Annotated in this window: 15 protein-coding genes and 1 tRNA gene; 5 read left to right on the forward strand and 11 right to left on the reverse strand. The window is 72.2% G+C overall.

Annotation, left to right across the window (positions count from 1 at the left end; genetic code table 11):
• Positions 1 to 59: 59 nt before the first annotated feature.
• Positions 60 to 1,598 carry an MFS transporter gene (locus AB0J57_RS16085; protein WP_366128762.1) on the reverse strand — a complete coding sequence of 513 codons (1,539 nt, stop codon included), beginning with the start codon at positions 1,596 to 1,598 and terminating at the stop codon, positions 60 to 62.
• 144 nt (positions 1,599 to 1,742) lie between these two features.
• A complete protein-coding gene (locus tag AB0J57_RS16090) occupies positions 1,743 to 2,393 on the reverse strand; it encodes a helix-turn-helix domain-containing protein (protein WP_366128763.1) in 651 nt (216 codons plus the stop codon).
• Positions 2,394 to 2,643: 250 nt separating this feature from the next.
• On the opposite strand from AB0J57_RS16090, the gene AB0J57_RS16095 reads away from it, so the two are divergent.
• Positions 2,644 to 3,924 carry a M6 family metalloprotease domain-containing protein gene (locus AB0J57_RS16095; RefSeq protein ID WP_366128764.1) on the forward strand — a complete coding sequence of 427 codons (1,281 nt, stop codon included), beginning with the start codon at positions 2,644 to 2,646 and terminating at the stop codon, positions 3,922 to 3,924.
• Here the strand turns inward: AB0J57_RS16095 and AB0J57_RS16100 are convergent.
• From AB0J57_RS16100 to AB0J57_RS16115, 4 genes are all read right to left on the reverse strand, one after another.
• Entirely contained in the window at positions 3,911 to 5,611 is a 1,701-nt protein-coding gene (locus tag AB0J57_RS16100; RefSeq protein ID WP_366128765.1) for a class I adenylate-forming enzyme family protein, read from the reverse strand. The two genes, AB0J57_RS16095 and AB0J57_RS16100, sit on opposite strands and share 14 nt — an antisense overlap.
• A 128-nt stretch (positions 5,612 to 5,739) precedes the next feature.
• A complete protein-coding gene (locus AB0J57_RS16105) occupies positions 5,740 to 6,402 on the reverse strand; it encodes a ScbR family autoregulator-binding transcription factor (RefSeq protein WP_366128766.1) in 663 nt (220 codons plus the stop codon).
• Positions 6,403 to 6,562: 160 nt separating this feature from the next.
• Positions 6,563 to 7,657, reverse strand: coding sequence for a diaminopropionate ammonia-lyase (locus AB0J57_RS16110; protein WP_366128767.1), 1,095 nt, complete (start codon positions 7,655 to 7,657; stop codon positions 6,563 to 6,565).
• A 71-nt stretch (positions 7,658 to 7,728) separates the two neighbouring features.
• A complete protein-coding gene (locus tag AB0J57_RS16115; protein ID WP_366128768.1) occupies positions 7,729 to 9,015 on the reverse strand; it encodes a transposase in 1,287 nt (428 codons plus the stop codon).
• Between the two features lie 199 nt (positions 9,016 to 9,214).
• Here AB0J57_RS16115 and AB0J57_RS16120 point away from each other — a divergent pair, with 199 nt between their 5' ends.
• Positions 9,215 to 9,796, forward strand: a complete 582-nt coding sequence (locus tag AB0J57_RS16120; protein WP_366128769.1) for a TetR/AcrR family transcriptional regulator — start codon at positions 9,215 to 9,217, stop codon at positions 9,794 to 9,796.
• A 30-nt stretch (positions 9,797 to 9,826) separates the two neighbouring features.
• Here the strand turns inward: AB0J57_RS16120 and AB0J57_RS16125 are convergent, their stop codons facing one another.
• The 3 genes from AB0J57_RS16125 to AB0J57_RS16135 are packed head-to-tail and all read right to left on the reverse strand — an operon-like array spanning position 9,827 to position 12,182.
• Entirely contained in the window at positions 9,827 to 10,600 is a 774-nt protein-coding gene (locus tag AB0J57_RS16125; protein ID WP_366128770.1) for a glucose 1-dehydrogenase, read from the reverse strand.
• Positions 10,597 to 11,544: an NAD(P)H-binding protein gene (locus AB0J57_RS16130; RefSeq protein ID WP_366128771.1), complete on the reverse strand. Its 948-nt coding sequence runs from the start codon at positions 11,542 to 11,544 to the stop codon at positions 10,597 to 10,599. Before AB0J57_RS16130 ends, AB0J57_RS16125 begins: the two co-directional genes overlap by 4 nt.
• Positions 11,541 to 12,182, reverse strand: a complete 642-nt coding sequence (locus AB0J57_RS16135) for a ScbR family autoregulator-binding transcription factor (RefSeq protein WP_366128772.1) — start codon at positions 12,180 to 12,182, stop codon at positions 11,541 to 11,543. Before AB0J57_RS16135 ends, AB0J57_RS16130 begins: the two co-directional genes overlap by 4 nt.
• 85 nt (positions 12,183 to 12,267) lie before the next feature.
• Here AB0J57_RS16135 and AB0J57_RS16140 point away from each other — a divergent pair, with 85 nt between their 5' ends.
• The 3 genes from AB0J57_RS16140 to AB0J57_RS16150 all read left to right on the forward strand — a co-directional run bounded on the left by AB0J57_RS16140 (position 12,268) and on the right by AB0J57_RS16150 (position 14,152).
• A complete protein-coding gene (locus AB0J57_RS16140; RefSeq protein ID WP_366128774.1) occupies positions 12,268 to 13,191 on the forward strand; it encodes a ScbA/BarX family gamma-butyrolactone biosynthesis protein in 924 nt (307 codons plus the stop codon).
• A 60-nt stretch (positions 13,192 to 13,251) separates the two neighbouring features.
• A tRNA-Arg gene (locus tag AB0J57_RS16145) sits at positions 13,252 to 13,324 on the forward strand.
• A gap of 405 nt (positions 13,325 to 13,729) precedes the next feature.
• Entirely contained in the window at positions 13,730 to 14,152 is a 423-nt protein-coding gene (locus AB0J57_RS16150; protein ID WP_366128775.1) for a hypothetical protein, read from the forward strand.
• A gap of 198 nt (positions 14,153 to 14,350) precedes the next feature.
• On the opposite strand, the gene AB0J57_RS16155 is transcribed toward AB0J57_RS16150, so the two are convergent.
• Complete coding sequence (locus AB0J57_RS16155; protein ID WP_366128776.1) at positions 14,351 to 15,841, reverse strand: hypothetical protein; 1,491 nt, start codon at positions 15,839 to 15,841, stop codon at positions 14,351 to 14,353.
• Positions 15,838 to 21,666 (reverse strand): hypothetical protein, encoded by a 5,829-nt coding sequence (locus tag AB0J57_RS16160; RefSeq protein ID WP_366128777.1) that lies wholly within the window; start codon positions 21,664 to 21,666, stop codon positions 15,838 to 15,840. The genes AB0J57_RS16155 and AB0J57_RS16160 overlap by 4 nt, the downstream gene beginning before the upstream one ends.
• Positions 21,667 to 21,744 lie beyond the last annotated feature (78 nt).

The raw sequence follows: 21,744 nt of genomic DNA on the forward strand, positions 1-21,744 counted from the left end.
GGCGCTTCCCCGCCACATCGGCGGCGGGGAAACGCCCCTCCACGGCGTGTGCGTGTCCGTCAGTGCGCGACGACCGGGACCCGCACCTCGTCCTCGGCCCCGCCCGCGGCGACCGGACGCGAACCGCCGCCCGGACGGCCCGTGTTGATGAAGGTGAACGCGATCGCGGCGGACACCAGCAGAATGCCGACGGCCCACCAGATGGCGACGGAGTAGCCCTCGACCATGCCCTGGAGCTCCAGCAGCCGGCGCGCCTGCGGCGAGGTGGCGGCGGCCGCGCGGTCGGCGATGTACGCGGTGGTCGCCGACGCGGCGATGGTGTTGAGCAGCGCCGTGCCGATCGCGCCGCCGACCTGCTGCGAGGTGTTCACCATCGCGGAGGCCACACCGGCGTCCCGCGCCTCGACGCCGTGCGTCGACAGGGACATGGCCGGCATGAACGCCGTACCCATGCCGAGGCCCAGCAGGAGCTGCGCGGGCAGGATCAGTCCGGCGTACGAGGAGTCGACCTCCAGGCCGGTCAGCAGCAGCATGCCGGTGGCGGCCACGAGGAAGCCGGGGCCCATCAGCAGCCGGGGCGCGACGCGGGTCATCAGCCGGGCGCCGATCTGCGTCGAACCCGTGATCATGCCCGCGATCATCGGCAGGAAGGCGAAACCGGTCTTGACGGGCGAGTACCCCTTCACGACCTGGAGGTAGTACGTGAGGAAGAGGAACAGCCCGAACATCGCGATGATGGCGAGCCCGAGGGCGAGGTACGCGCCACCACGGTTGCGCTCGGTCATCACGCGCAGGGGCAGCAGCGGCGACTTCACCCTCGCCTCGACGGCGACGAACGCGGCGAGCAGCACGGCCGAGGCGACGAACAGCCCGATCGTGCTCGCGTCGGACCAGCCGTCGGACTCGGCGCGGGTGAACCCGTACACGAGGGAGACCAGGCCGAGCGTGGAGAGGACGACGCCCGGGATGTCCAGCGGGGAGCGGTTGCGGCCACCGGCCGGCTCACGGATGACGAAGTAGGCGCCCGCGGCGGCGACGACGGCGAAGGGGATGTTGACGAAGAACGTCCAGCGCCAGTTCAGGTACTCGGTGAGGACGCCACCGAGGATCAGGCCCACGGCGCCACCGCCACCGGCGATCGCACCGTAGATGCCGAACGCCTTGGCGCGCTCCTTGGCGTCGGTGAACATCACCGCCAGCAGGGACAGCGCGGCGGGCGCGAGCAGCGCGCCGAAGGCGCCCTGGAGGGCGCGCGAGCCCAGCATCATCGCCTCACCGGTCGCCGCACCGCCCAGCGCGGACGCGGCGGCGAAGCCGAGCAGGCCGACGACGAAGGTGCGCTTGCGTCCCCACAGGTCGGCGATACGGCCACCGAAGAGCAGCAGACCGCCGAAGGCGAGGGCGTACGCGGTGATGACCCACTGCCGGTTGCCGTTCGAGATGCCCAGATCCTGCTGGGCGGAGGGCAGCGCGATGTTCACGATCGTCGCGTCGAGCACGACCATGAGCTGGGCCAGGGCTATGAACACCAGCGCTTTCCAGCGGCTGGGGTCAGGGGCGAGGTCGGCGGGAACGGGGCCGGAAGGCGTTTTTGGCATGGGGGCAGCCACCTAGGGACTCGAAAAGGCGAAAAAGGGATGTAAGGGCGTAAGGGCTGGTGCCGGCGGGTGTTCAGGTGACCGCCCCGGGAGGGCGGGTCGGTTGTGTCGGCGGGTCGGTGTGTCGGTGGTCGGCGGGTCGGGTCAGGACTCGCGGCGCAGGTCCTCCAGGGTCGCGGGCGAGCCGGGGAGTTCGGAGCGGGCGGGGGCCTCCAGGCCGTCCAGGAAGAGCTGGAGGTGACGGTGGACGAACCGGTCGAAGTTCGGGCACGCGGAGCCCGGCAGCGGGCGGGTGAGCTGGGAGAGGGCGACCAGCAGGTCACCGACGGCGACGTCGGTGCGCAGCCGCCCGGTCGCCTGCGCCCGGCCGAAGAGCGCCTGGACGGCGTCCTCCAGGCGGTCGCGCTCGGCGAGCAGTTCGGGGTGGGCCCGGTCGAAGGCGCCGGAGAGCATCGGGCACAGGGCGCCGATCCGCTCGTCGGCGGCGGCGTGGGTGAAGCGGCGCAGCGCCTCGAAGGCGTCGGCCTCCTCGGCGGCCGCCTCCAGGGCCCGCTCGGTGGTACGGGACATGACCGACAGGACGACCTCGTGGACGAGGGCGGCGCGGTCGGGGAAGTGCCGGTAGAGCGTGGCGTTGCCGACTCCGGCCCGGCGGGCGACCTCGTCGAACGGCACGTCCGGCCCGAGCTCGACGAACATCTCGCGGGCCGCCGTCACGATCCGCTCGCGGTTTCGCAAGGCGTCCGCGCGGGGGCGGGACGCGCGGCGCGTGGCGGTGTCGGCGGTGCTGGTCACGGTCACTCCCTACTGCCGTAAGCGGGGACGGCTTCCCCGGTTGTCGGCGACACAGGGATAAACGGGGAGTCCGTCCCCGGAATTTCACCTTCCCCCGTGACCTGCGTCACCCCACTTCACCCCCCTCCCGGCGAGTAACCCACGATCGGCCGCATCCGGCGGGCGTCCGGCCTCCGCCCGGCAGAGGCTGATCGGACGGAGAGCAGTCCGGACCCGGCCGGCTGCCGCCGACCGAAGGCGATCAGCACGCATGCAGCAGACCCGCCGGCGGATACGCAGACCGGCCGCCCTCGGCGCGGCCGCCACCCTCGCCATAGCCGGCCTGGCCACGGCGAGCTCGACCCTCCCGGACCCCACCCGCGCCTCCGCCGGCCCCGTCGCCGCCCGGTCCGCCGCCGACGAGCCGGGACTCGCCGCGTGCCGGATCTCCACCGCCCTGGGGGTCCAGCTCTCGGAGGGCATACCCACGGGCCCGGGCTACGCCCGCTCGACGGGCGAGGTCCGTGCCCTGACCCTGATGGTCGACTTCCCCGACGCCCCCGGCGAGGGCCCGGCGATGAGCCGGTTCGCCGAGTTCTTCCCGCAGACCACCGACTGGTTCCGCGTCAGCTCGTACGGACGGCTGCGCTACCGCCCCGAGGCACCGCTGCGCGACTGGCTCCGGATGCCGGTGCCCTTCGCCTCGTACGGGATCGAGCGCGGCTCACCGTATGAACCCGGCTACCGCCAGCTCGTCCAGGACATCGTGACGGCCGCCGACCCCAAGGTCGACTTCAGCGCGTACGACCTGGTCAACGTCCTCGTCACGCCGAACGCCGGCCCCTCCGCCCTGGACACCGTCCTGTCCGTCACCTTCTCCGGCAACGGCGAGGCCCCGCACGCCGACGGCGCCCCGCTCGCCAACACCTCGTTCGTCTACAGCCGCCAGGACGACGGCTCGGGCACCTACCACGAGACGGGGTTCCGGGTCCTGCCGCACGAGAACGGCCATGTCTTCGGCCTGCCCGACCTCTACACCGCCGAGGGCGGCGGCGCGGTCGGGCACTGGGACATCATGTCCGAGGACTGGGGGGCCAACAACGACCTGCTGGGCTGGCACAAGTGGAAGCTGGGCTGGCTCGACAACAACCAGGTGCGGTGCGCCTCCACGCCCGGCACCCGCGAGTACACGCTCACGCCGCTGGCCATGAAGGGCGGGCCGAAGCTCGCCGTCGTCCCGCTGACGCCGGAGTCCGGGTACGCGGTGGAGGTACGCACCCGGGACGGCAACGACGAGGCGGTGTGCGAGCCGGGCGTGCTGGTCTACCACGTCCAGTCGGACGTGGACACCGGGCACGGCCCGGTCAACGTCGTCGACAGCGACGAGGACAGCGGCGGCTGCACGCGCCGCCCCAATGTGCACGCCGAACTGTCCGACGCCCCCTACCGCCCCGGCGAGTCCTTCACGGACCGCGAGAGCGGCGTACGGATCACGGTGCTCTCCGAGAACCCGAAGACGGGCACGTACCGGATTCGCGTCACCCGCGGCTGAGCCCGGACCCGGACGCCTCGCCCGCCCGGACCTGATCCTCGACGTCCTTCCTCAGGTCCCGTTTCAGCACCTTGCCGGTCGCGTTGCGCGGCAGCGGACCGTCCTGGACGAGGACGTGCGCCGGCACCTTGAAGGCCGCCAGGCTCCGCGCCACCTGCGCCCGCAGCTCCTCCGCCCCGGCCGTGGCCCCCTCCCGGAGCCGCACCACGGCGGCGACCTCCTCGCCCAGCACCGGGTGGGGAACACCGAGCACGGCCGCGTCCAGCACGTCGGGGTGGCCGGACAGGGCGGCCTCGACCTCCACGCAGTACACGTTCTCGCCGCCCCGGATCACCATGTCCTTCAGCCGGTCGACGACCGTGACCCGCCCGTCCCGCACCGTGGCCAGGTCGCCCGTGCGGAACCAGCCGTCGGGCGTGAACGCGGCCGCGGTCGCCTCCGGATCCTGCCAGTAGCCGCGCACCAGCGACTGGCCGCGCAGCCACAGCTCGCCCACCTCGCCGTCGGGCAGCGCCCGCCCGTCCGGGGCGGCGATCCGCACCTCGGTCACGGGGGTGGGCCGCCCGACGCTGCCGGGGAAACGCCGGTAGGAGTCCCCGAAGTTGGCCAGCACGCCGCCGCTGGTCTCGGTCAGTCCATAGCCGTTGCGCGGCTCGACGCCCTCGGGGCAGCGGGCGACGAGGCCGGGCGGTGCGGCGGCGCCGCCCGTGCTGAGGTGGACGAGCGTCCCGAGCCCCCTGTCACCGGCCGCCTCCAGGAGCTGGAGCGCGGTGGTGGGGACCCCGGCGTAGTGCGTCACGCCGTGCTCGTGGATGAGCTCCAGGGCCTTCACGGCGTCCCACTTGCGCATCAGCACGAGCGTGCCGCCCGCCGCCATCACCGTGTAGAACGACGTGAAGGCGGCGACGTGGAAGAACGGGAACGTGGTCAGCGACACGGGCGCCGGACCCTGCCCGGGGATCTCGCCCCGTTCGAGCGCGGCGACGGCGGCGTGGTACCGGGGGTTCATGGCCGCCCCGGCCTGGGCGAGGTGCGTGGCGACCGCGCCCTTGGGCCGCCCGGTGGTGCCGGACGTGTAGATGATCGTTGCGTCGTCCTCGGGCCGGACGTCCACCTCCGGCGGGCCGAGCGCGGGGTCGGCGGCGGGCAGGTCCTCGTACCGCTCGAAGCCCGCCTCGGCCTCCCCTGCCTCCCCGTGGAAGACCAGGCCCGGCACGCCGTGGCGCCGCGCCCACGCCCGTACGCGCTCCACCCTCTCCCCGTCGACGAGCAGTACGCGCGGCCGGCAGTCGTCGAGGGCGTACGTGAACTCGTCCTCGGTCCACCAGGCGTTGAGCGGTACCGCGACGAGGCCGGCCAACTGGGCGGCCCAGAAGGCGATCTGCCACTCGGGGTGGTTCCGCATCGCGACGACGGCCCGCTCGCCCGGGCGCAGCCCGTACACGTCGGTGAACCGGCGGGCGAGCGCGCAGGCGGCGGCGAAGAACTCCCCGTACGTGTACGTCCGGCTCTCGGCGACGAGGAACGGCCGCTCGCCGTACGCCCAGGTGACCTCGGCGAACTCGCGCAGCGTGCGCGGTCCGCCGGCGTACACCGTCCGCCCGTCCCCGGCCGTCCCGACGGCGAACGGGGCTCCCTGCGCGGTCAGTACCGACGGGTGGTGCGTGGACGGATCGGTGTGCGGCACGATCGCCTCTCCCTAAGCGCTTGCTCACTCCCTTCGGGCGACGCTATGCGTCCCGGCCGCACGCCGTCAAGGTAGATGCATGGCACACTTATTGGGTGCTGCTTGCCGTACGCCGCTCATGGCTCCGCTCAATGGGGATGCAGCTCACGGACCTCGGCGGCCGGGCGCAGGTCGCCGGTCGGCGCCAGGGCCGGCCGGACGACGTGCCACATGCGGGCCAGCCACTCCTGCGCGCTCTCGCGCGGGGCGGACGGACCCTCGCCGAAGGCCGCGCCCACGCGCGTACGGGTCATCGTCTCGGCGCCCACGATGACCGACATGACGAGCGCCACGGCGGAGCGGGCGTCGACGCCGGGCAGCGCCGCCCCGTCCGCCTCGGCCCGGCGCAGGGCCTGGAACAGGCGGCCGAGCCAGTTGACGTGGCAGTGCAGCGCCGGGTCCTCCGGGGTCTCGACCTCGCGGGCCAGCCGCACCCCGGCCCGGGTGACGACATCGCTTTCGAGTAGCCCGACGAGCGTGTACGTCATGTCGACGACAGCCTGGAACGACGGGCCCTGGCGCTCGGCGCACACCGCCAGCGCGGCGCCCGAGGTGGCGCACGCCTCGGCCTGGACGGCACGGGCGAGGTCGGACTTGGCGGCGAAGTGGAAGGACAGCGCACCCTTGGTCACCTGCGCCTGATCGCTGATCACCGCGAGTGTGGCGCGTTCGTACCCGACCTGATCGAACACCGCGGCGGCCGCCCGGACGAGATTCGCCCGGGTCCTCTCGGCCCGCTCCTGCTTCGCCACAGCCCAAACCCCTCTCGCCTGGGCATGACAGTAGAAACCAACCTCTTGGTTTGTCAAAGGCGCGTAAATGAGTCACTCGCACCACCCGAATTGGCTCCGAGCTGCCCATTCACCCTCTGGGACCCGGTAAACAAACCGTTTGGGCGGTTTTCTAATCACCTCAGTGACTCTGTGGGTTGGCGGCCGTCCCCTCGGTGCTGAGCAGCACGAGCGTGGCGGCGGCGCCGACGCCCAGGGCGGTACGGCGCTCTCGCGCGCCCGCACCGGTCAGGGCGGCCCGGACCCCGGCCAGTGACGCGGCCCCGCACGGGCCGGATGACACGCCCAGGGCGGCGAGGTCCCGGGCCGCACGGGCACTGTCGGCGTCGGTCACGGCGACGGCGGCGTCCAGGCCGTGCCGGAGGTGGGGCCAGGCGATGCTGGACGGGGTGCCGCAGTTCAGGCCCGCCATGGCGGTCTCGCCCGTGGCCACGGTGACCGGTTCGCCGCCGGCCAGGCTCGCCAGGACGCAGGCGGCGGCCCGGGGCTCGACGGCCAGCAACGCCGGCCCGGCGGCGCCGTACGGGCGGCCTCGGTAGTGGGTGACGGCCGCTTGCGCGAGCGACCCGACCCCGACGGGCACGGCGACCAGGTCGGGCGACCCGGAATCAGGGGCGCCGAGCTGGTCGTCGATTTCGGCGAACAGCGTGGAGTACCCCTCGACGATCCAGCCCGGGATCTCCTCGTAGCCGGGCCAGGCGGTGTCCTGGACGAGCACCGCGCCGGGCCCCCGAGCCGCCTCGGCCGCGCGGCGCACCGCCTCGTCGTAGGGTCCGGCGACCGGCGTGACCTCGGCACCCTCGGCGGCGATGGCGGCCGCGGCGGCCGGGTGCACGCCCCGGGGCACGAAGACCCGGGCGCGCTGCCCGAGCAGGCGGGCCGTGCGCGCCACCGCCCGGCCGTGGTTGCCGTCCGTGGCGGTGACGAGCGTGAGCGGGGCACCGTCCCCGTACCGGCGGCGCTCGGCCAGCACTCGGTGCACCGCCCACGAGGCGCCGAGCGCCTTGAACGCCGGCAGCCCCAGGCGGGACGACTCGTCCTTCACGTACACCCGCCCGACGCCCAGTTGGTCGGCGAGCGAGGGCAGTTCGGTCAGCGGCGTGGGGGCGTACCCGTCGAGGGAGGCGTGGAAGTCCCGTACGCCGTCGGGGGCGGGCGGGCAGGTCCAGTCGCCCCGGGCCCCGGGCCGCGCGTACCACCACGAGGAATCGGTCACCGCACCAGGGCGCGCGGGCGCGGAGTGACCGTCCAGCGGGCCGTCCCCGGGGAGTTGGCACACGCCCCGGCTCACGCGGCCTTCACGCCCGTACGCCGTACGCCACGGCCGAGGCCGCGCCCACCGACCCGTTCACCGACCCGCTGGGGGACCCGGTCCGCGACCCGGTCGGCAGCCCGCGCGTCGGAAGCGGCCCGCGCTTCCGAGGCGTCCAGCATCCGGTGGGCGTACGCGGCGGACACGAGGCTCATGTGGCGGTGCCAGCCCGGGTAGGAGCGGCCCTCGAAGTCCCGCATCCCGCAGTCGTCGAGACCCTCCAGCGCCTCCGCGCCCACGACCCGGCGGGTGAACAGCGCGGCGGCCCCGGTGAGCCGCTCCCCGTGCAGCGTGGTGAGCCAGACCCGCTCCGGCGCCCGCTTGCCCGGCGCCCAGGACGCGACCAGCCGCAAGGGCCCCACCGCGTGGGCCGCGTACACATGGACGGGCAGCACGCCCGGCGAGTGCGGAGCCCCCGAGACCGACGGCCCGGAGACCGCCGGCGCACTGGAGACCGCCGGTCCCGAGACCGCCGGCCCGGCACCCAGCCCGCGTGCCGAGTCCCGCATCTGCCCGGCCAGTCCACCGGCGCTCACGACAGTGCCGCACGGGGCCTGCCCCGGGCGCCGGGCGGCGGGCTGCGGCGCGGCGAAGACCGGGGTCGTCGCGGGGACGGAGACCGCCCAGTCCACCCCGAGGGCGTCGAACCCCTCGATCAGCTCGGCCGCCTCCCCGACCGTCTCGGCGTCGGCCACCAGGGGAGCACCCGGGCCGGCGGTCGTCGCGGCCAGGTCCACCATCAGGCCGCCGGGCGATCCGGCCCGTACCGTGTCGGGAATGCGAGCGCGGCGCCGCAGCGAAGCGTCGTCCAGCCACTCGTCGGGCAGGTACAGCCGCCAGTCCACGGGCACGGCAGCGCCGGACCCGGTGAGCAGGAACAGCCCGAGACCGAGCTGGCAGCCGAGGGTGCGCCCGGCGGTGGCGTCGAAGCGCCGGTGCACCCCGGCGGAGTAGTGACCGCGCTTGGGCATCATCACCCGCTCCAGCGCCCAGCCGCGCACCTCCGTCCGCTCGTGGCACCAGGCGGTCAGCTCCCGGCGGACGTCCGTCCACGACCAGGTGCTCTCGTTGACCACCTGGTGCAGGGATTGCGAGGCGGTGTACGAGGCGCACACCGACCACCCCATGTTCCGTACCGACTTCTTGCCGGGCGTGCTCAGCAGACCCGTCATGTACGCCCCGGCCCACCGCCGCTGGTCGGCCCGCGGAAGCCCGTGGAAGAGGCGACGCGTCAGCTCTTCGGCGTTCCGGCGGTCAGTCATGTCGGCTCCCCTCGTCGGCAGGCACTGGGAAATATAACGAACTCTCTCTATGTTTTTGAACGGGGGTTCGCACGCGGACTTGCCAAGGACGTCCTGGATGGGGCGCGGCGGCAACTCCCGTACGGCGCCGCCCAGTAGCGTGCGAAGAGGCGTAGCAGGACGAGTAGGCACGAGCAGGCACGAAAAAGAAGGTGACGTCGTGGTCAAGCAGGAGCGGGCCCTGCTCACCCGTGAACGCCTCGTCCGGGCCGCGGCTGACGCGTTCGCCCGGGACGGCTACACGGGCAGCTCACTCCAGGACATCTGCGGGCGCGCCGGCATCTCCATGGGCGCGCTCACCTTCCACTTCGCCAAGAAGAACGACCTGGCGAGAGCGGTGAAGGAGGCGGGCATCGCGGTCACCCGCCACGAGGTGGACAGGACCCGGCGCGGCGCGCCGGACCCGCTGGCCGCCGTGGTCGCGGTGACGTGCGGGCTCGTCGACCTGCTGGCGCGCGACACCCGGGTGCGGGCGGCCCAGTCGCTGACCCACACCCCGCCCGTGTGGGACGAGGCGTGGGTGCCCCAGGTGCGGCGGCTGCTGGCCGAGGCGGAGCGGCAGGACCTGCTGACGCCCACCGTCCACGCCGAGACGCTGGTACGGCTGTCGACCCACCTGGTGCACGGCGCGGCGGCCGCGCTGGGCACCCGGCCGCGCGCGATGGCCGACGGGGCGGCCGAGTTCGCCCTCCTCTGGGACGCGGTGCTGGAGGGCGTCACCACGAGGAGCCACTCGTACTAGAGAGCGTCCGGAAGACGCACTGGCGGCGTACTAGATCGCGCTCCATCCGCCGTCGACCGGCATGGCGGCCCCGGTGAGGAAGGACGAGCGGTCACTGCACAGCCAGGCCGCCGCCTGGGCGACCTCGCGCGGGGCGGCCATCCGCTTCTGGATGGCGCGCGCGGTGAAACTGGCCTCCAGCTCCGGTACGTCCTGGAGGAGTTCGTCCATCAGCTCCGTGCGCGTACTGCCGACGACCAGGGCGTTGACCCGGATGCCGGACTCGCCGTACTCCATGGCGGCGGCCTTGGTGAGCCCGAGCACCGCGTGCTTGGCGGCCACGTACGGCGCCACCGCCCCGGTGGCCACGATGCCGGCGGTGCTGGAGGTGTTGACGATCGAGCCGCCCGAACCGCCCTTGAGCATCGCGGGTATCTGCCGGCGCAGGCAGTTCCAGACGCCGCGTACGTTGAGGTCCATGACGCGGTCGTACATGTCCTCGTCGAGCTCGTGCAGCGGCGTCCCACCGGTTCCCCACCCGGCGTTGTTGAACGCCGCGTCGAGGGAGCCGAAGGTATCGACCGCCATGGCGACGGCCCGCTCCACGTCCGCCGGCCGCGTCACGTCGCCCGCCGCGATCGCCACACGGGCGCCCGCCTCGGTGAGCGGCGCGGCCACCTCGGCGAGCACGTCGGCCCGCCGGGCCATCAGGACGAGGGCGGCGCCCTCCTCCGCGAACAATTGCGCGGCGGCCGCTCCGATTCCACTGGACGCTCCAGTGATCATGATGGTCCGGCCGCTGAGCATCCCCCGGTCAGTGATCATGCGCGGTATTCAACTCCACTCGCTCCCCGGTGAGAAGAGCCCCGGGCTGCTCCACGAGCCCCGAACGCCTCCGCGTTCGCCCGCGCCCAGTCGGCGAAGGAGCGCGGGTCCTGCCCGGTGGCCTCCCGTACGCCGTCGGCCACCGCCTCCTTGGCCCCGTCCCGCTGCCGCCGGGCGCTCTCCAGGAGGGCCCGCACCATGGGCTCCGGCCACCGGGCGCGCCACCGCTCGGCCGCCTGCTCCTCGGTCAGTTCGACGAACGTCAGCGGCCGCCCCAGCACCTCGCCCAGCGTCCCGGTCTGCTCCCGCGCTGACAGCGGCTCGGGCCCCGTCAGGGCGTAACTCCGCCCGGCGCCCTCCGCGTCGAGGAGCGCCCGCACCGCCGCGTCGGCGACGTCGCGCGGGTGGACGCAGGCGTTGCGCCCGGAGCCATAGAGGGCCCGGACGGTGCCGTCCTGCCGTACGGAGGCCGCCCAGCCGAGGGCGTTCGACATGAACGCCCGGGGCCGCAGCAGCGTCCATTCGAGCCCGGAGGCGCGCAGCCGCTCCTCGTTGTCCCGCTGCCAGCGGGTGAGCAGGTCCTGGGCGCCGGGGTCGAGCACGGCGAGGGCGGAGAGCTTGACGACGCGGCGGACCCCGGCGGCGCGGGCGGCGGCGAGGACGTTCTCGTCGTGCTCGGGCCGCAGCGGATCGCTCGTGACGACGAAGACGCGGTCCACGCCCTCCAACGCCCGTGCGAGCCCGTCCACTTCACCGAAGTCGGCGGCGACGGCCCGCCCGGGCAATCCCTCGCGCGCGGCCTTGGCGGGATCGCGCACCAGAAGCCGTACGTCCGCGCCGTCCGCGCCGTCCGCGCCGTCCTCGGCGGCGAGGCCGCGGGCGACGAGGCGGCCGATGGTCCCCGTGGCACCGGTGAGGGCCACGACCGGGGTCTGCCGTATCACGCGTCCTCCCCGCCCTTCCGGCTGAGCCGCCGGCCCCGCTCCACGCCCGCGTCGAAGTCCTGGGCGGTGCCGGGTGCGGCGATGCCGGGGAGCAGGCAGTCCCACATCTCCTTGACGCGCTGCGGCAGGTCCCTGCGGCCGTCCACCTGCCGCGAGTAGAGCTGTACGCCGGTGCAGGCGCCCACCACGAACCGGGCGATCACCTCCGGGTCGGCGCCCTCCCGCAGTTGGCCCATCTCCCGTGCCTCGCGCAGGTACCCGGCCATGAGCTCGCGCCAGCCCTCGAACGGCGTTCCCTCGGCGAGGCCCTCCTGGTCGATCGAGAGCTGCACGCCCGCCCGCAGCAGCGGGTCCTCCAGGAGGCGGTGGGACCACACCAGGGTGATGTCGACCAGGCGCTGGAGGCCCTGGGACTCCAGCAGCGGCTCGATCGCGTCCTGCTGGGCGTTCATGACGGCCTTGGCGAGCCCTTCCTTGGAGCCGAAGTGGAAGTACAGGGCACCCGCGGTCAGCCCCGCCCGCTTGAGGATCTTGTTGATCCCGGCTCCCGCGTAGCCACACTCGTCGAACACCTCGGCGGCCGCCCGCATGAGCGCCAAACGGGTCTGCACGGCCCGTTCCTGCTTGAGCTGCACCATGCGTGGGCCCTCAATTCCCTCGACACAAAAAAGAACGCCCTCTATATTACGGGCTTACCGGCCGCAGCACCCAGGGGGAACCACGATGTCCAGGCCAGCCAGTTCCAAGGCAGCCCTGTCCTTAGTCCCGCGGAAACACGTCCACAAGGACGACCCCGACCAGGTCCTCCTGTCCCGCTGCGAACGGATCTCGGACCGAACCTTCGAGATCACGGCCGACTGGTCCCGCGCCCACGCCCTCTTCCCCGTCCGCGACCGGCACGACGACCCCATGCTGCTCGTGGAGACCGTCCGCCAGACGTTCCCGCTGCTGTGCCACGACGCCTTCGAGGTCCCGCTCGGCCACCACCTGCTGTGGGAGGACTTCCGCTACTCCGCCCGCACACCGGCCCTGCTCGCCGACCCGGACCACCCCACGGCGGTGGACCTCAAGGTCGTCTGCAAGGACGTCGTACGCCGTGGCCGGCGCGCGGCCGCCCTCGCACTGGGCATCATCGTCCGGCGCGGCGGCATCCACCTGGGCACCGCGCACACCCGCTTCACCATCCAGGCCCCGGCGGTCTACCAACGCCTCCGCCAGGGCCGCGGCGACGCCCACGCCATGATGTCCGGCGCCCTCCCGCTCGCACCGCCGGCCTCCCCGCCGGACGTGGGCCTGGACACCTTCCACAACGTGGTCCTCTCCCCCACCCACATACCCCGCCGCTGGCAGCTCCGCGTGGACGTCCACCACCCGCTCTTCTTCGACCACCCCGTCGATCACGCCCCGGGCATGCTCCTCATGGAAGCCGCCCGCCAGGCCGCCCAGGCCGTCTCCCACCCCCACCGGGTGCTCCCCGCCGCCATGGAAGTCACCTTCCACCGCTACGTCGAACTCGACACCCCCTGCCTCATAGAAGCCCACCCGGCCCCCCACGACCCCCACGGCCGCCCCCGCGTCCTCGTGATAATGCGCCAGGACGACGACGAACGCTTCAACGCCCTCGTCACCCTCGCCCGCCCGGCCTGACCCCACCCCGCCCCACCCTCACCCGCTACACTGACGCCGGTGCCCACCACGGCACCGTCCGCCTCCGTAGCTCAGGGGATAGAGCACCGCTCTCCTAAAGCGGGTGTCGCAGGTTCGAATCCTGCCGGGGGCACCGAGAAGCGCCTGGTCAGAGGCCCTTCCGTCCGACGGACGGGAGGGCCTTCGTACTCCCATTACGCATATGGCACACATGGGGCTGCGGGAAGAGGGTGGGGAGCTGGGCGAGACGCCTCCGAAGGACGAGCTGGCCCCGCACCGGTACCAGAACCTGGTCGACCGCCTGGGGTCCCTGATGAGGGCCGCCTCAAGCCCCAGTACCAGGGCCATTACGGACAGCTAGTCCTGGGCACCGACCAGCTCGCGGAGATGGGCGAGCTGAAGGACGTCCGGCGTGCCGGCCGGGAGGCAGGCCGTCGTCTCGGCTGAGCACGATTCTCGCGCAGTACCCGCGTGCTACCTGGTACGCCCACCGGACATGACCAACTGGTGAGGGAAACGGATGACCTTACGAAAGCCCTTGGCGCCAGCCACCACGCTTGTTTTCGCACTGCTGGTCGGCTGCTCCCAGGAGGAGCCTTCCTCGGTTGGGCGGACCGAACGTGAGACGGCGGAAGCGTACGTTGCGGCGCTCAACGCACGCGACGTCGAAGCCCTCGTAGAACTCGGCCCGCCCGGTTACGGAGAAGCCGAGCAGGACGCGCGGAAGGTCATCGCCACAGACGGCGGACGCGGCCTGAAGCTAAAGGACGTGCGGGTGTCTCACGAGTTTGGAGAGGATCTGGCCAGTACCCAAGTCCTCGCAACCGACCGCGACGGCAAGCCCTTCAGCACCTACGTGCAAATGTCCCGCCACAACGGAACTTGGGTCGTAGACATGGGGCACGCACCGGGCGTCGGACAGGACGGCAAGAGCCCAGCCGCTACCGACCGCCCGAAGTAAGGTCACACGCCCGTAAGTGATCAAAGTCGAGTGCACCGGACCACCCTGGTGATCCAGCCCCGGGGTGGTCCGGTCATTCGTTGCCACCGGTAAGCCCATGCCGGGCACCGTGACCCACCACGGGCTTGTACCAGAGGGCCCCGGCCGTCGAGGGCGAGGCACCCGGACTCGGCGCGGCGCCATAGGGGGCGCCGGACGTCAGAAGCTGGCGAGCGCGTCCAGCAGGTCCTGGAGCAGAGCATCGTCGAGAGGTGTGCGGTGGGCGAGCTTGTTTCGTACCAACCGCAGCGTGCGCAGCCGGCGGAACTGAACCTCGGTGAGGTCGATGTCCCGGTGCACCGCCGCGTCGTAGAGCTCGCCGAGTTCCATGGAAGCGAGGTCTGCCGCCGAGCCGTTGGCGCCACGCAGGGACTGCCGGACATAGGTGTCGACGAGTCGTGCGACCCCGCGTACCGCGATGCGCGGGAGTAGCTCGATGAAGCCGAGGCGGGCGTCGTCGATCAGCGGTAGCAGCACACGGTTCTGGGCCTGCCACACCAGCTTGTCGAGTTCCGGACCACCGTGTGTGGCAACACCGGAGCGGGGGCTGCGGCGGACCTGCCCCTCCCATCTGTCGACCAGCCCGGCCGACCACGCCTCGCGCAGCCCTTGCTCGGGGAGCGGCGCGTATGCCGCGCCGGAGGTCGCACGAGTGTGGGCGCCTTGAGCCTCGGGCTCGGCGCAGCACTCACGCAGAGCGGGAGCCAGGTCGTTGAGCTTGCCGCTCCAGATGTCGGCCAGCTTCACGGCGAGTCCCAGATCGGGACCAGCCACCTGTACGACCGTCTCGCAACGCAGGGCGTGCCGGACGAGCTTACCGGGCGTCATGCGGTCATGGGCATGCCCCACTCCCCCAAGGGGGATGGCGTCGGCCACGACCGTGGCCGTGTCGAGGTGGCCCCAGACGCCCCACCACCAGTGGGATCTCGACACCGTTCCGTCAAGGAGGCCCACGGTGTCCGCCTCAAGGTCCTGTAGGCGAGAGGGCACGAGGAGCCGAGGGCGGTCGCCCGGTTTCAGGCCGGCCTCCTTCACAGCGGCCTGGAAGCGACGTATCAGTCGGGAGACGGCGGTCGGATCCTCGGTCCATGCACGGACGACAAGCACGGGCGCACGGCGGTCCGGGTCGGTGACCAGTTCCGAGACCAGATCTCCGTGCAGATTGAGACTGTCGGCAATGCGCACGGCGACGTCGGTGTCCGGACCGTCGGAGTATTGGGCCGCGGCTGCGCCGAAGGGCCGGGCCGCCGAAGGGCCGGAACCGTTGGCGCGGCCGGAGGGGCCGAATGGGTCCCAGTCGCCGAAGCCGTCATCGATGTCGAAGGCGTCGTCGGAGCTCCGGGCGACAGACGCGCCCTCGATGGCGAAAGCATCCCACGGGTCCCGCGCGTCCGGCGCGGCCGTCCTCGGCTCGGTGCGCGAGCGCGTCTCCTTGCGTGGGACGTCCACGACGTCGTCGAGGCGGTGGATCACCGCCTCCACGGCGCGGTCCGCGCGGTCCGACTCCACCTCAGCGTCCGGGAAAAGCCAGACGCATGTGAGCCCGGCCCGCAGGTCGGCAAGGACCCGCGCACAGTGGCGTCTCGCGCCCGGCAGGTGCAGCACGACGTCCGGGGACAGGGCGCAGGCCGGTCCGATCAGCTCGGTCACACCGCCCCGTCCTGCAGCCTCGCCACGGTGTGGAGGGCGCGGAAGGTGACGCTGTCGACGGTGAGGACCTCGCCGTCGTCGTCCAGGACCCCGAGCGCCTCCAGATCCGTCAGCAGTGACTCGGCCTCGTCCAAGTCGTCGTCGAGCACGACGGCCAGGTCCTGGGGGATGGCATGGGCCTTGCCCTCGCGGTACTCCTCCAGGCTGAACATATCGGCCCAGGCGGCCATCTGCCGCACACGGCGTTCGGAGAGCCCCACCCGTTGCAGGTGGTCGGCGGCGGGACCAGGGTCGTCCATGCGGACACGCATCGTCTCGAAGAGCTCCTCCCGGCGGGCACCTTGGATGTACCGGGCGATGGTCTGCTCGACGAAGGCGGGCCAGCCCCCCGTCGCCTCGATGAGGTTGCGCCGCTCCTGGGCCGAGACGAACGGCTGCTCAGGCCACGCGCGGAGACTGGTGGTGTTCCAGCGCCGGGGCTGTACCCGGAACACCTCCGGGAGATCGAGGCCGGACGCGGTCAGCGGGTCGACGACGGCCAGCGTGCGCCGGCGTGGGATCTCCTTGCCGTCCTCCTCCGACGCCCAGGCGTACTTGGCGAGTCGTTCGACCGCGTCCCGGACATCGGCCGAGGGGGCACCGCGCAGGTCGGCGAAGAGGAGGTGCGGCGTGTGCTCCCGGGCCCACTTGGTGACGGTCTGGGCCAGCTCCGCCATCGGCACCGACAAGAACTGGCGGCCCTCCCCGGCGTGCTGCTTCGCGGCCTTTTCCAGGAATCCGGCGCCGAGTGCCGTCGTAGCCGTGATCATCGTGATGCGCCGGGAGAGCGCGTCGTGCCACTGCTCGTCCGTCAGCGGGCTCATGCGCATGACCTGACGGCGGTCGACGCCGATGGACCGGCGGGCCACGCGCGGGTTGTAGTCGTACTTCTGCGTGAACTCGCTGGTGCGCAGCTCCGCGTGGAGTTCGTCGCGGGTGCCGAGCATGTTGACGATGTTCGGGCTGCGCATGACGAAGCTGTTGCTCCGGCCCTGCAGGGGCAGGACCAGGCCGAGACCCTCCATCTCCATCAGGTCGGTGCGGACCTCGTCCACGCCGTTCTGCTCGGGGAAGCCGTCCGGCCACACGCCGTGCGCCTGTTCCTGCAACTCGTGGGGCGTGTAGCCGCGGGCGTAGCCGTCCGTGAGGCTTCGCAGGGCCAGGATCAGCGTCAGAACGCGGTACCGGTCCTCCAGGTCGATGGTCAGCCGGAGCCGGTCGCGGATCTTGTCCCGGATGCCCCCGGAGGCGACGACCTTCTGCACGTCGGCCGCGGTGATCCGGGGACGCCCGCCGTCCGGGGACAGTGCGCGGCTCTGCATCTCCTCGACCAGTCCCTCGCAGACGATCTGCACGAGGTTGGCCTGGTTGTTGGTCAGGGCCAGGATGCGCCAGACGAGGTCCGGGTTGTCGAAGAACAGCCCCACCGCGGCCAGCGGTTCGACGACCAGGTCGACCGCGGCCTTCGGGCGCAGCGGGCCGACCAGGACCGGCTCGCCGCCGTGGCCGGTGATGGAGTTGGTGAGCCGGTTGTACCGCTGCACCTGGTGCAGACCCGCGAACACGATCTTGAAGCGGCGTTCGGTGTCGGCCATCAATTGCATCAGGCCGGCGAGGGTCCGGAAGGTCGACTGTGCCCCGGCCGTCTCGACGGGCCGGGCGTCCGCGTTGAGGAAGGCGTCCGCCTCATCGGCGAGGAAGAGGATGCGCCGGTCCGAACTCTCGTCGAGCCATTGCCGGATCCGAGTGGCAACGGTGGCCGGGGCCGCGTTCCCCGACACGCTGTGGTCGAGGACCCCCACGACCTTCAGCTCGTGGGCCAGCACGCTCCAGATGTCGTTGGGGAGCCGGCTGAGACCGATTTCGGCGATGCGGAGGTCCGTGTAGACCGCGACCTGGTTGCCGCCGTGCCCCACCTGGAAGCTGTCCGCCACCTGCCGGAGCAGTGAGGACTTGCCCAACTGACGTCCGCCGTAGACGAAGAGACCACCCTCACGGGCCATGATGGCGCTCTTCTCGTCGTCGCGGCCCTTGAAGACCTCGGCGGAGACCTGCCCGGCCTGGAAGGGCTCGTACGGCCGGTACGCGGCCCACGGCAGTGTCACGCGCTGCACCGCTCGGAAGGAGCGGGCCTCGCCGGCGGCGATCCAGCCGAGGACGGCCGGGTCGACGACGATCGCCTGCTGCGGCTTCTGGTACGAGGCCTGGGCGAGGCGCCGGCGTCCACCGATGCCGAGCGGTTGCAGGTAGAGGATGATGTTGGCGCCGAGCGCGGCCTCGGGCAGGTGACGCAGCAGGGCGTCGGGGCCCAGCTCCTCGTTCGCGACGATGAGGACTCGGTAGACGCCACCGGCGCGGGAACCGAGCCGCGACACGTAGCCGGGGACGTTGTCACTGATCTCGGCGGTGATCGAGAGCGTCATCACCTGCCAGTCCTTGCGGTCCTGGTCCCCGAGCCGGACCGGCCCCTTGACGCTCAGGCCGAGCATGCGCAGCACGCTGGGGACGTGCTTCTGGAAGGAGTTGCGGCGCTCGTTCGGCCGCCCGAGCGAGTCCCATGCTTCCAGGGCCACCGTGACCGCATCGGTCTCCGCCTGCCCGGAGCGACCGCGTGCGTAGTGGTCGAACCACCAGCGCGCGCTGACTCCGGTGCTGCTGGCCTTGGGGGCGTCCGGGTGCCGCACGCCCTCCAGGAAGGCCGCCATCTCCTCGCCGGTCTCAGCAGCCTGCTCCGGAATGCTCTCGCCCTTGCGTGCGAAGGACAGCAGCTCCTCGGCGGTGGCGACGTCCCCACGGTCGATGAGACCGCTGATCCGGGCGACGTCCACCTCACCCAGGTTCAGTCCGGCGAGCTGTTCGCGAAGTTGGTCGGTCTTCTCCGACACCCGCGTGCTCAATTGGGCGACCACTTCCCGTACCTGTTCCAGCCGCCGACGGAACCGCAGGTCGTTGCCCGAATTCTCGAGATCGAGAAGCTGGGCCGCCAGGTGGCTCTCCTGCCCGGGAGTGAGCAGGTTCTGAAGGCGCACCTGGGCGAAGAGGTCGGCGGCTTGGCGCAAGGCCGCGTCGGCCTTGACGCGCCACTCGGCCTCGGAGTCACCGAGCAGACGCCGCAACGTGTCCGCCTGGCCCGCTTCCGGCGTGGAGACGGCGCGGTGTCTGCCCGTCTCCACGAGTTCGACGAGGCGTCCGGCGAGGTGCAGGTCACCGCGGTCGACATGGGCGGCGAACGCCTTCCCCGTGTCGACCGGATCCGTGAGCTCCAGCAGGGCGTCCAGGGTGTCCGCCGCGGACAGGTCCGGTATGTCCTGGCCCGCGGCCGTCGTGGTCCAGGTCAGACCCGGCAGGACGAGCAGCGAGTCGGTACTGGGCAGCCCGCGCACGGACCCCGGCGGGACCGGGGAGGACCCTGTGTTGATCCAGTTGAGCAGCAATCGCACCGCTTCGCCGCCGGGGCCGGGCAGCGGTGCCGCCTGAAGCGCCGCCCGGACCGCGTCCACCAACTCGCTGCGGAGCCGTCGGCTGTCACCGCGCGGCGGCATCTCGGCGACCTGCACCGCCTCGCGCAGCAGCATCGTCACCTCTCCAATGCGTCCGCGCAGTTGATCCAGAGCCGTGGCGATGATTTTGGTCTTCCGCTGGTTGGGGGAGCTGACCCGGCGCGTCGTGTCCCTGATGATCCGATCGACGGAATCGTGTCCCCCGTAGGTGCTCTCAAGGTCTTGGCGCAATTGTTCAGGGGTTGCCCCGCCCACCGACCATGCCGTGATCAGGTTGAGCGTCCGCCCGAGTTCCGCGTCGTCCTTGAGCAGGGTCTGGAGCACCCGCGAGGCGAGCTGGTAGGCGATCTTGCTGGTCGGCAGACGACGCTTGAGCGCCTCCGCCCGGTCACCCAGGTCCATCGGATCGACGGTGTCGTCCTGCCCCAGGCTGAACTCCTCGCCCGGCTGGACCGACACTCCTCTGCGGGTCTCCTGAGCCAGCGTCCGGAACAGCTCGTTCCATACCTCGGGCAGACCGGGCAACTGAGCGAAGTCGTTGACGATCGGCAACGCCCAGCCTGCCTGCAGACCACTGCGTACGGCGGCGGCCAGGGCGATGAGGTATCCGTCCCGGTCCTCCGCGGTCGGCAGCGGGCCGCACTCCTCCTCGACGTTGAGCTGCAGGGTCATCGCCGCCTGCTGACCGGGCGCCAGGCCGAACGCCGACGCGGCGAAGGCGAGGGACTGGCACCGCTCCTCCCGCTCCCCGGCGGCTCGGCTCAGCCAATAGGCCTCGGCCAGCCTGCCGGCGGCGATCAACGTCTCCATCGGGGAGGGGTGATCGCCCGTCCGCGTCCAGATGTCGGTCGACCCGACGGCGGTGGCTGCCCCGACGGCATCGGTGGCCTCCCGCTCGTCCTCGTCCGGCCGCTGCTGCGGGAGGTCCGGCGAAAGGGCCGCCTGAGGGACGTCCGGTGGTACGGCTGCCTGCCGGACGTCCGGCGGGAGGGCCGCCTGCGGTGCCACCGGCTGCCGTGGTGCGGTGCGTGGTTGCGGGAGGGCGCCGCCGGTCTGCCCGAGGCGGCTCTCCGGCCCGTTCACGGTCCGCGCGGCCGGTACCGTCGAAGGGGCTGCCGCGGGCGGCGCCTCCTCCGGTTCGGTTACGCGGGCGTCTGCCGCGGGCTCCGTCTCCTCCGGATCGGTTACGCGGGCGTCTGCCGCGGGCTCCGTCTCCTCGCCGCCCGAGCCCGCCTCTTCGGCAACCGATGCCCCGGCCGCGGCGGGGAGGGTGTGCGCGCCCGCCGCCTCGGGAAGCGGCTCGGGCGTGTCGGGCGCGGGGGGCTCCCCGGTGAGGGGGCCGGCCTGCCGGGGCTCGGGCGGAAGCCCGTCGATCGAGCGAAGCTCCGCCAACCGGGTGTCGATGGCGACGATCGCCGCCTGCAATCCGCTGAGCACGCCCGGATTGCTCGTCCCGGCAAGCATCGTGACGAGCCCCGCGCGATCGGCCACGGCCTTTTCGATCTCCTCACGGACCTTCGCCGCGCGAACACCCGCCAGCATCCGGTCGAGATCGTCATGGGTCTGCTCATCGGTCCACCGGGTGTCGCCGCCGAGGCGGAGTGCCAACTCGGCTGTCTCGGCTCGCCGGCCGAACCAGGCGTCCACAGCAGCGGTCACCTGGGAGTCCCTCGTGCCCACGCCCCTGCGGATGTCCGTCGCAAGGCTCTCCAGCCGGCCCGCCAGCGCCTCGCCCTCCCTGCGCAGTCGATGCGCGGCGGCCACGAGCTGCTCGGCGAGGTCGTCGGACACCAGGTTCTCCCTGTCGGCGAGTTGGGATCGCGTGCTGTGCTGCGCCTCCGGCGAGGCCGGGGCCGTGCCTGCCGGCCCTGTCCCCGCCTTGGCGGAGCGCCGGCGGGTCTTGGGCGGCTCGGGCCACGGTGCCGGGGTGGTGGCGGCCTGCCAGAGGGTGCCCCAGTGCTCCATGACGCACTGACGCTCTGGCGGGTTCTCGTCGGTGAGCGCGTACCAGTGGAGGGCCAGACATGCGAGTGACGGCGGCAGAGCCGTGAACGTCGCTTTCAGGCCCTCGGCATCCGCGTGAGGCAGGCCCTGTCCGGCGAAGCCTTGCTGACGGGCCACCCTGTCGGCCACCTCGCGCCCGACCTCTGCGATGTGCAGGAGCAGATCGGCGGGAGCCCTGGCGACCCAGGACCGCATGCCCGCGCCGCTCGCGCGCGCCTGCCGCGTCGGTTCGCACTGGTATCCGAACGTGTGGCCGTGGACGACCGCGAGGAAGGCCAGCATGTATTGCAGGGATTCTGACGGCTGGCTGGATAACCAACGACGGAGTTCGTGAGCTGGCGGCACACGGCCCATCTTCAC

The organism is Streptomyces sp. NPDC049837 (genome assembly GCF_040674455.1).
Taxonomy (GTDB): domain Bacteria; phylum Actinomycetota; class Actinomycetes; order Streptomycetales; family Streptomycetaceae; genus Streptomyces.

Bases quoted from the DNA above. Each gene is read 5' to 3' on its own strand.
- AB0J57_RS16125 (WP_366128770.1), bottom strand. From the start codon at position 10,600: ATGATCACTGACCGGGGGATGCTCAGCGGCCGGACCATCATGATCACT.
- AB0J57_RS16160 (WP_366128777.1), bottom strand. From the start codon at position 21,666: ATGCTGGCCTTCCTCGCGGTCGTCCACGGCCACACGTTCGGATACCAG.
- AB0J57_RS16135 (WP_366128772.1), bottom strand. From the start codon at position 12,182: ATGGTGCAGCTCAAGCAGGAACGGGCCGTGCAGACCCGTTTGGCGCTC.
- AB0J57_RS16095 (WP_366128764.1), top strand. From the start codon at position 2,644: ATGCAGCAGACCCGCCGGCGGATACGCAGACCGGCCGCCCTCGGCGCG.
- AB0J57_RS16115 (WP_366128768.1), bottom strand. From the start codon at position 9,015: ATGACTGACCGCCGGAACGCCGAAGAGCTGACGCGTCGCCTCTTCCAC.
- AB0J57_RS16085 (WP_366128762.1), bottom strand. From the start codon at position 1,598: ATGCCAAAAACGCCTTCCGGCCCCGTTCCCGCCGACCTCGCCCCTGAC.
- AB0J57_RS16140 (WP_366128774.1), top strand. From the start codon at position 12,268: ATGTCCAGGCCAGCCAGTTCCAAGGCAGCCCTGTCCTTAGTCCCGCGG.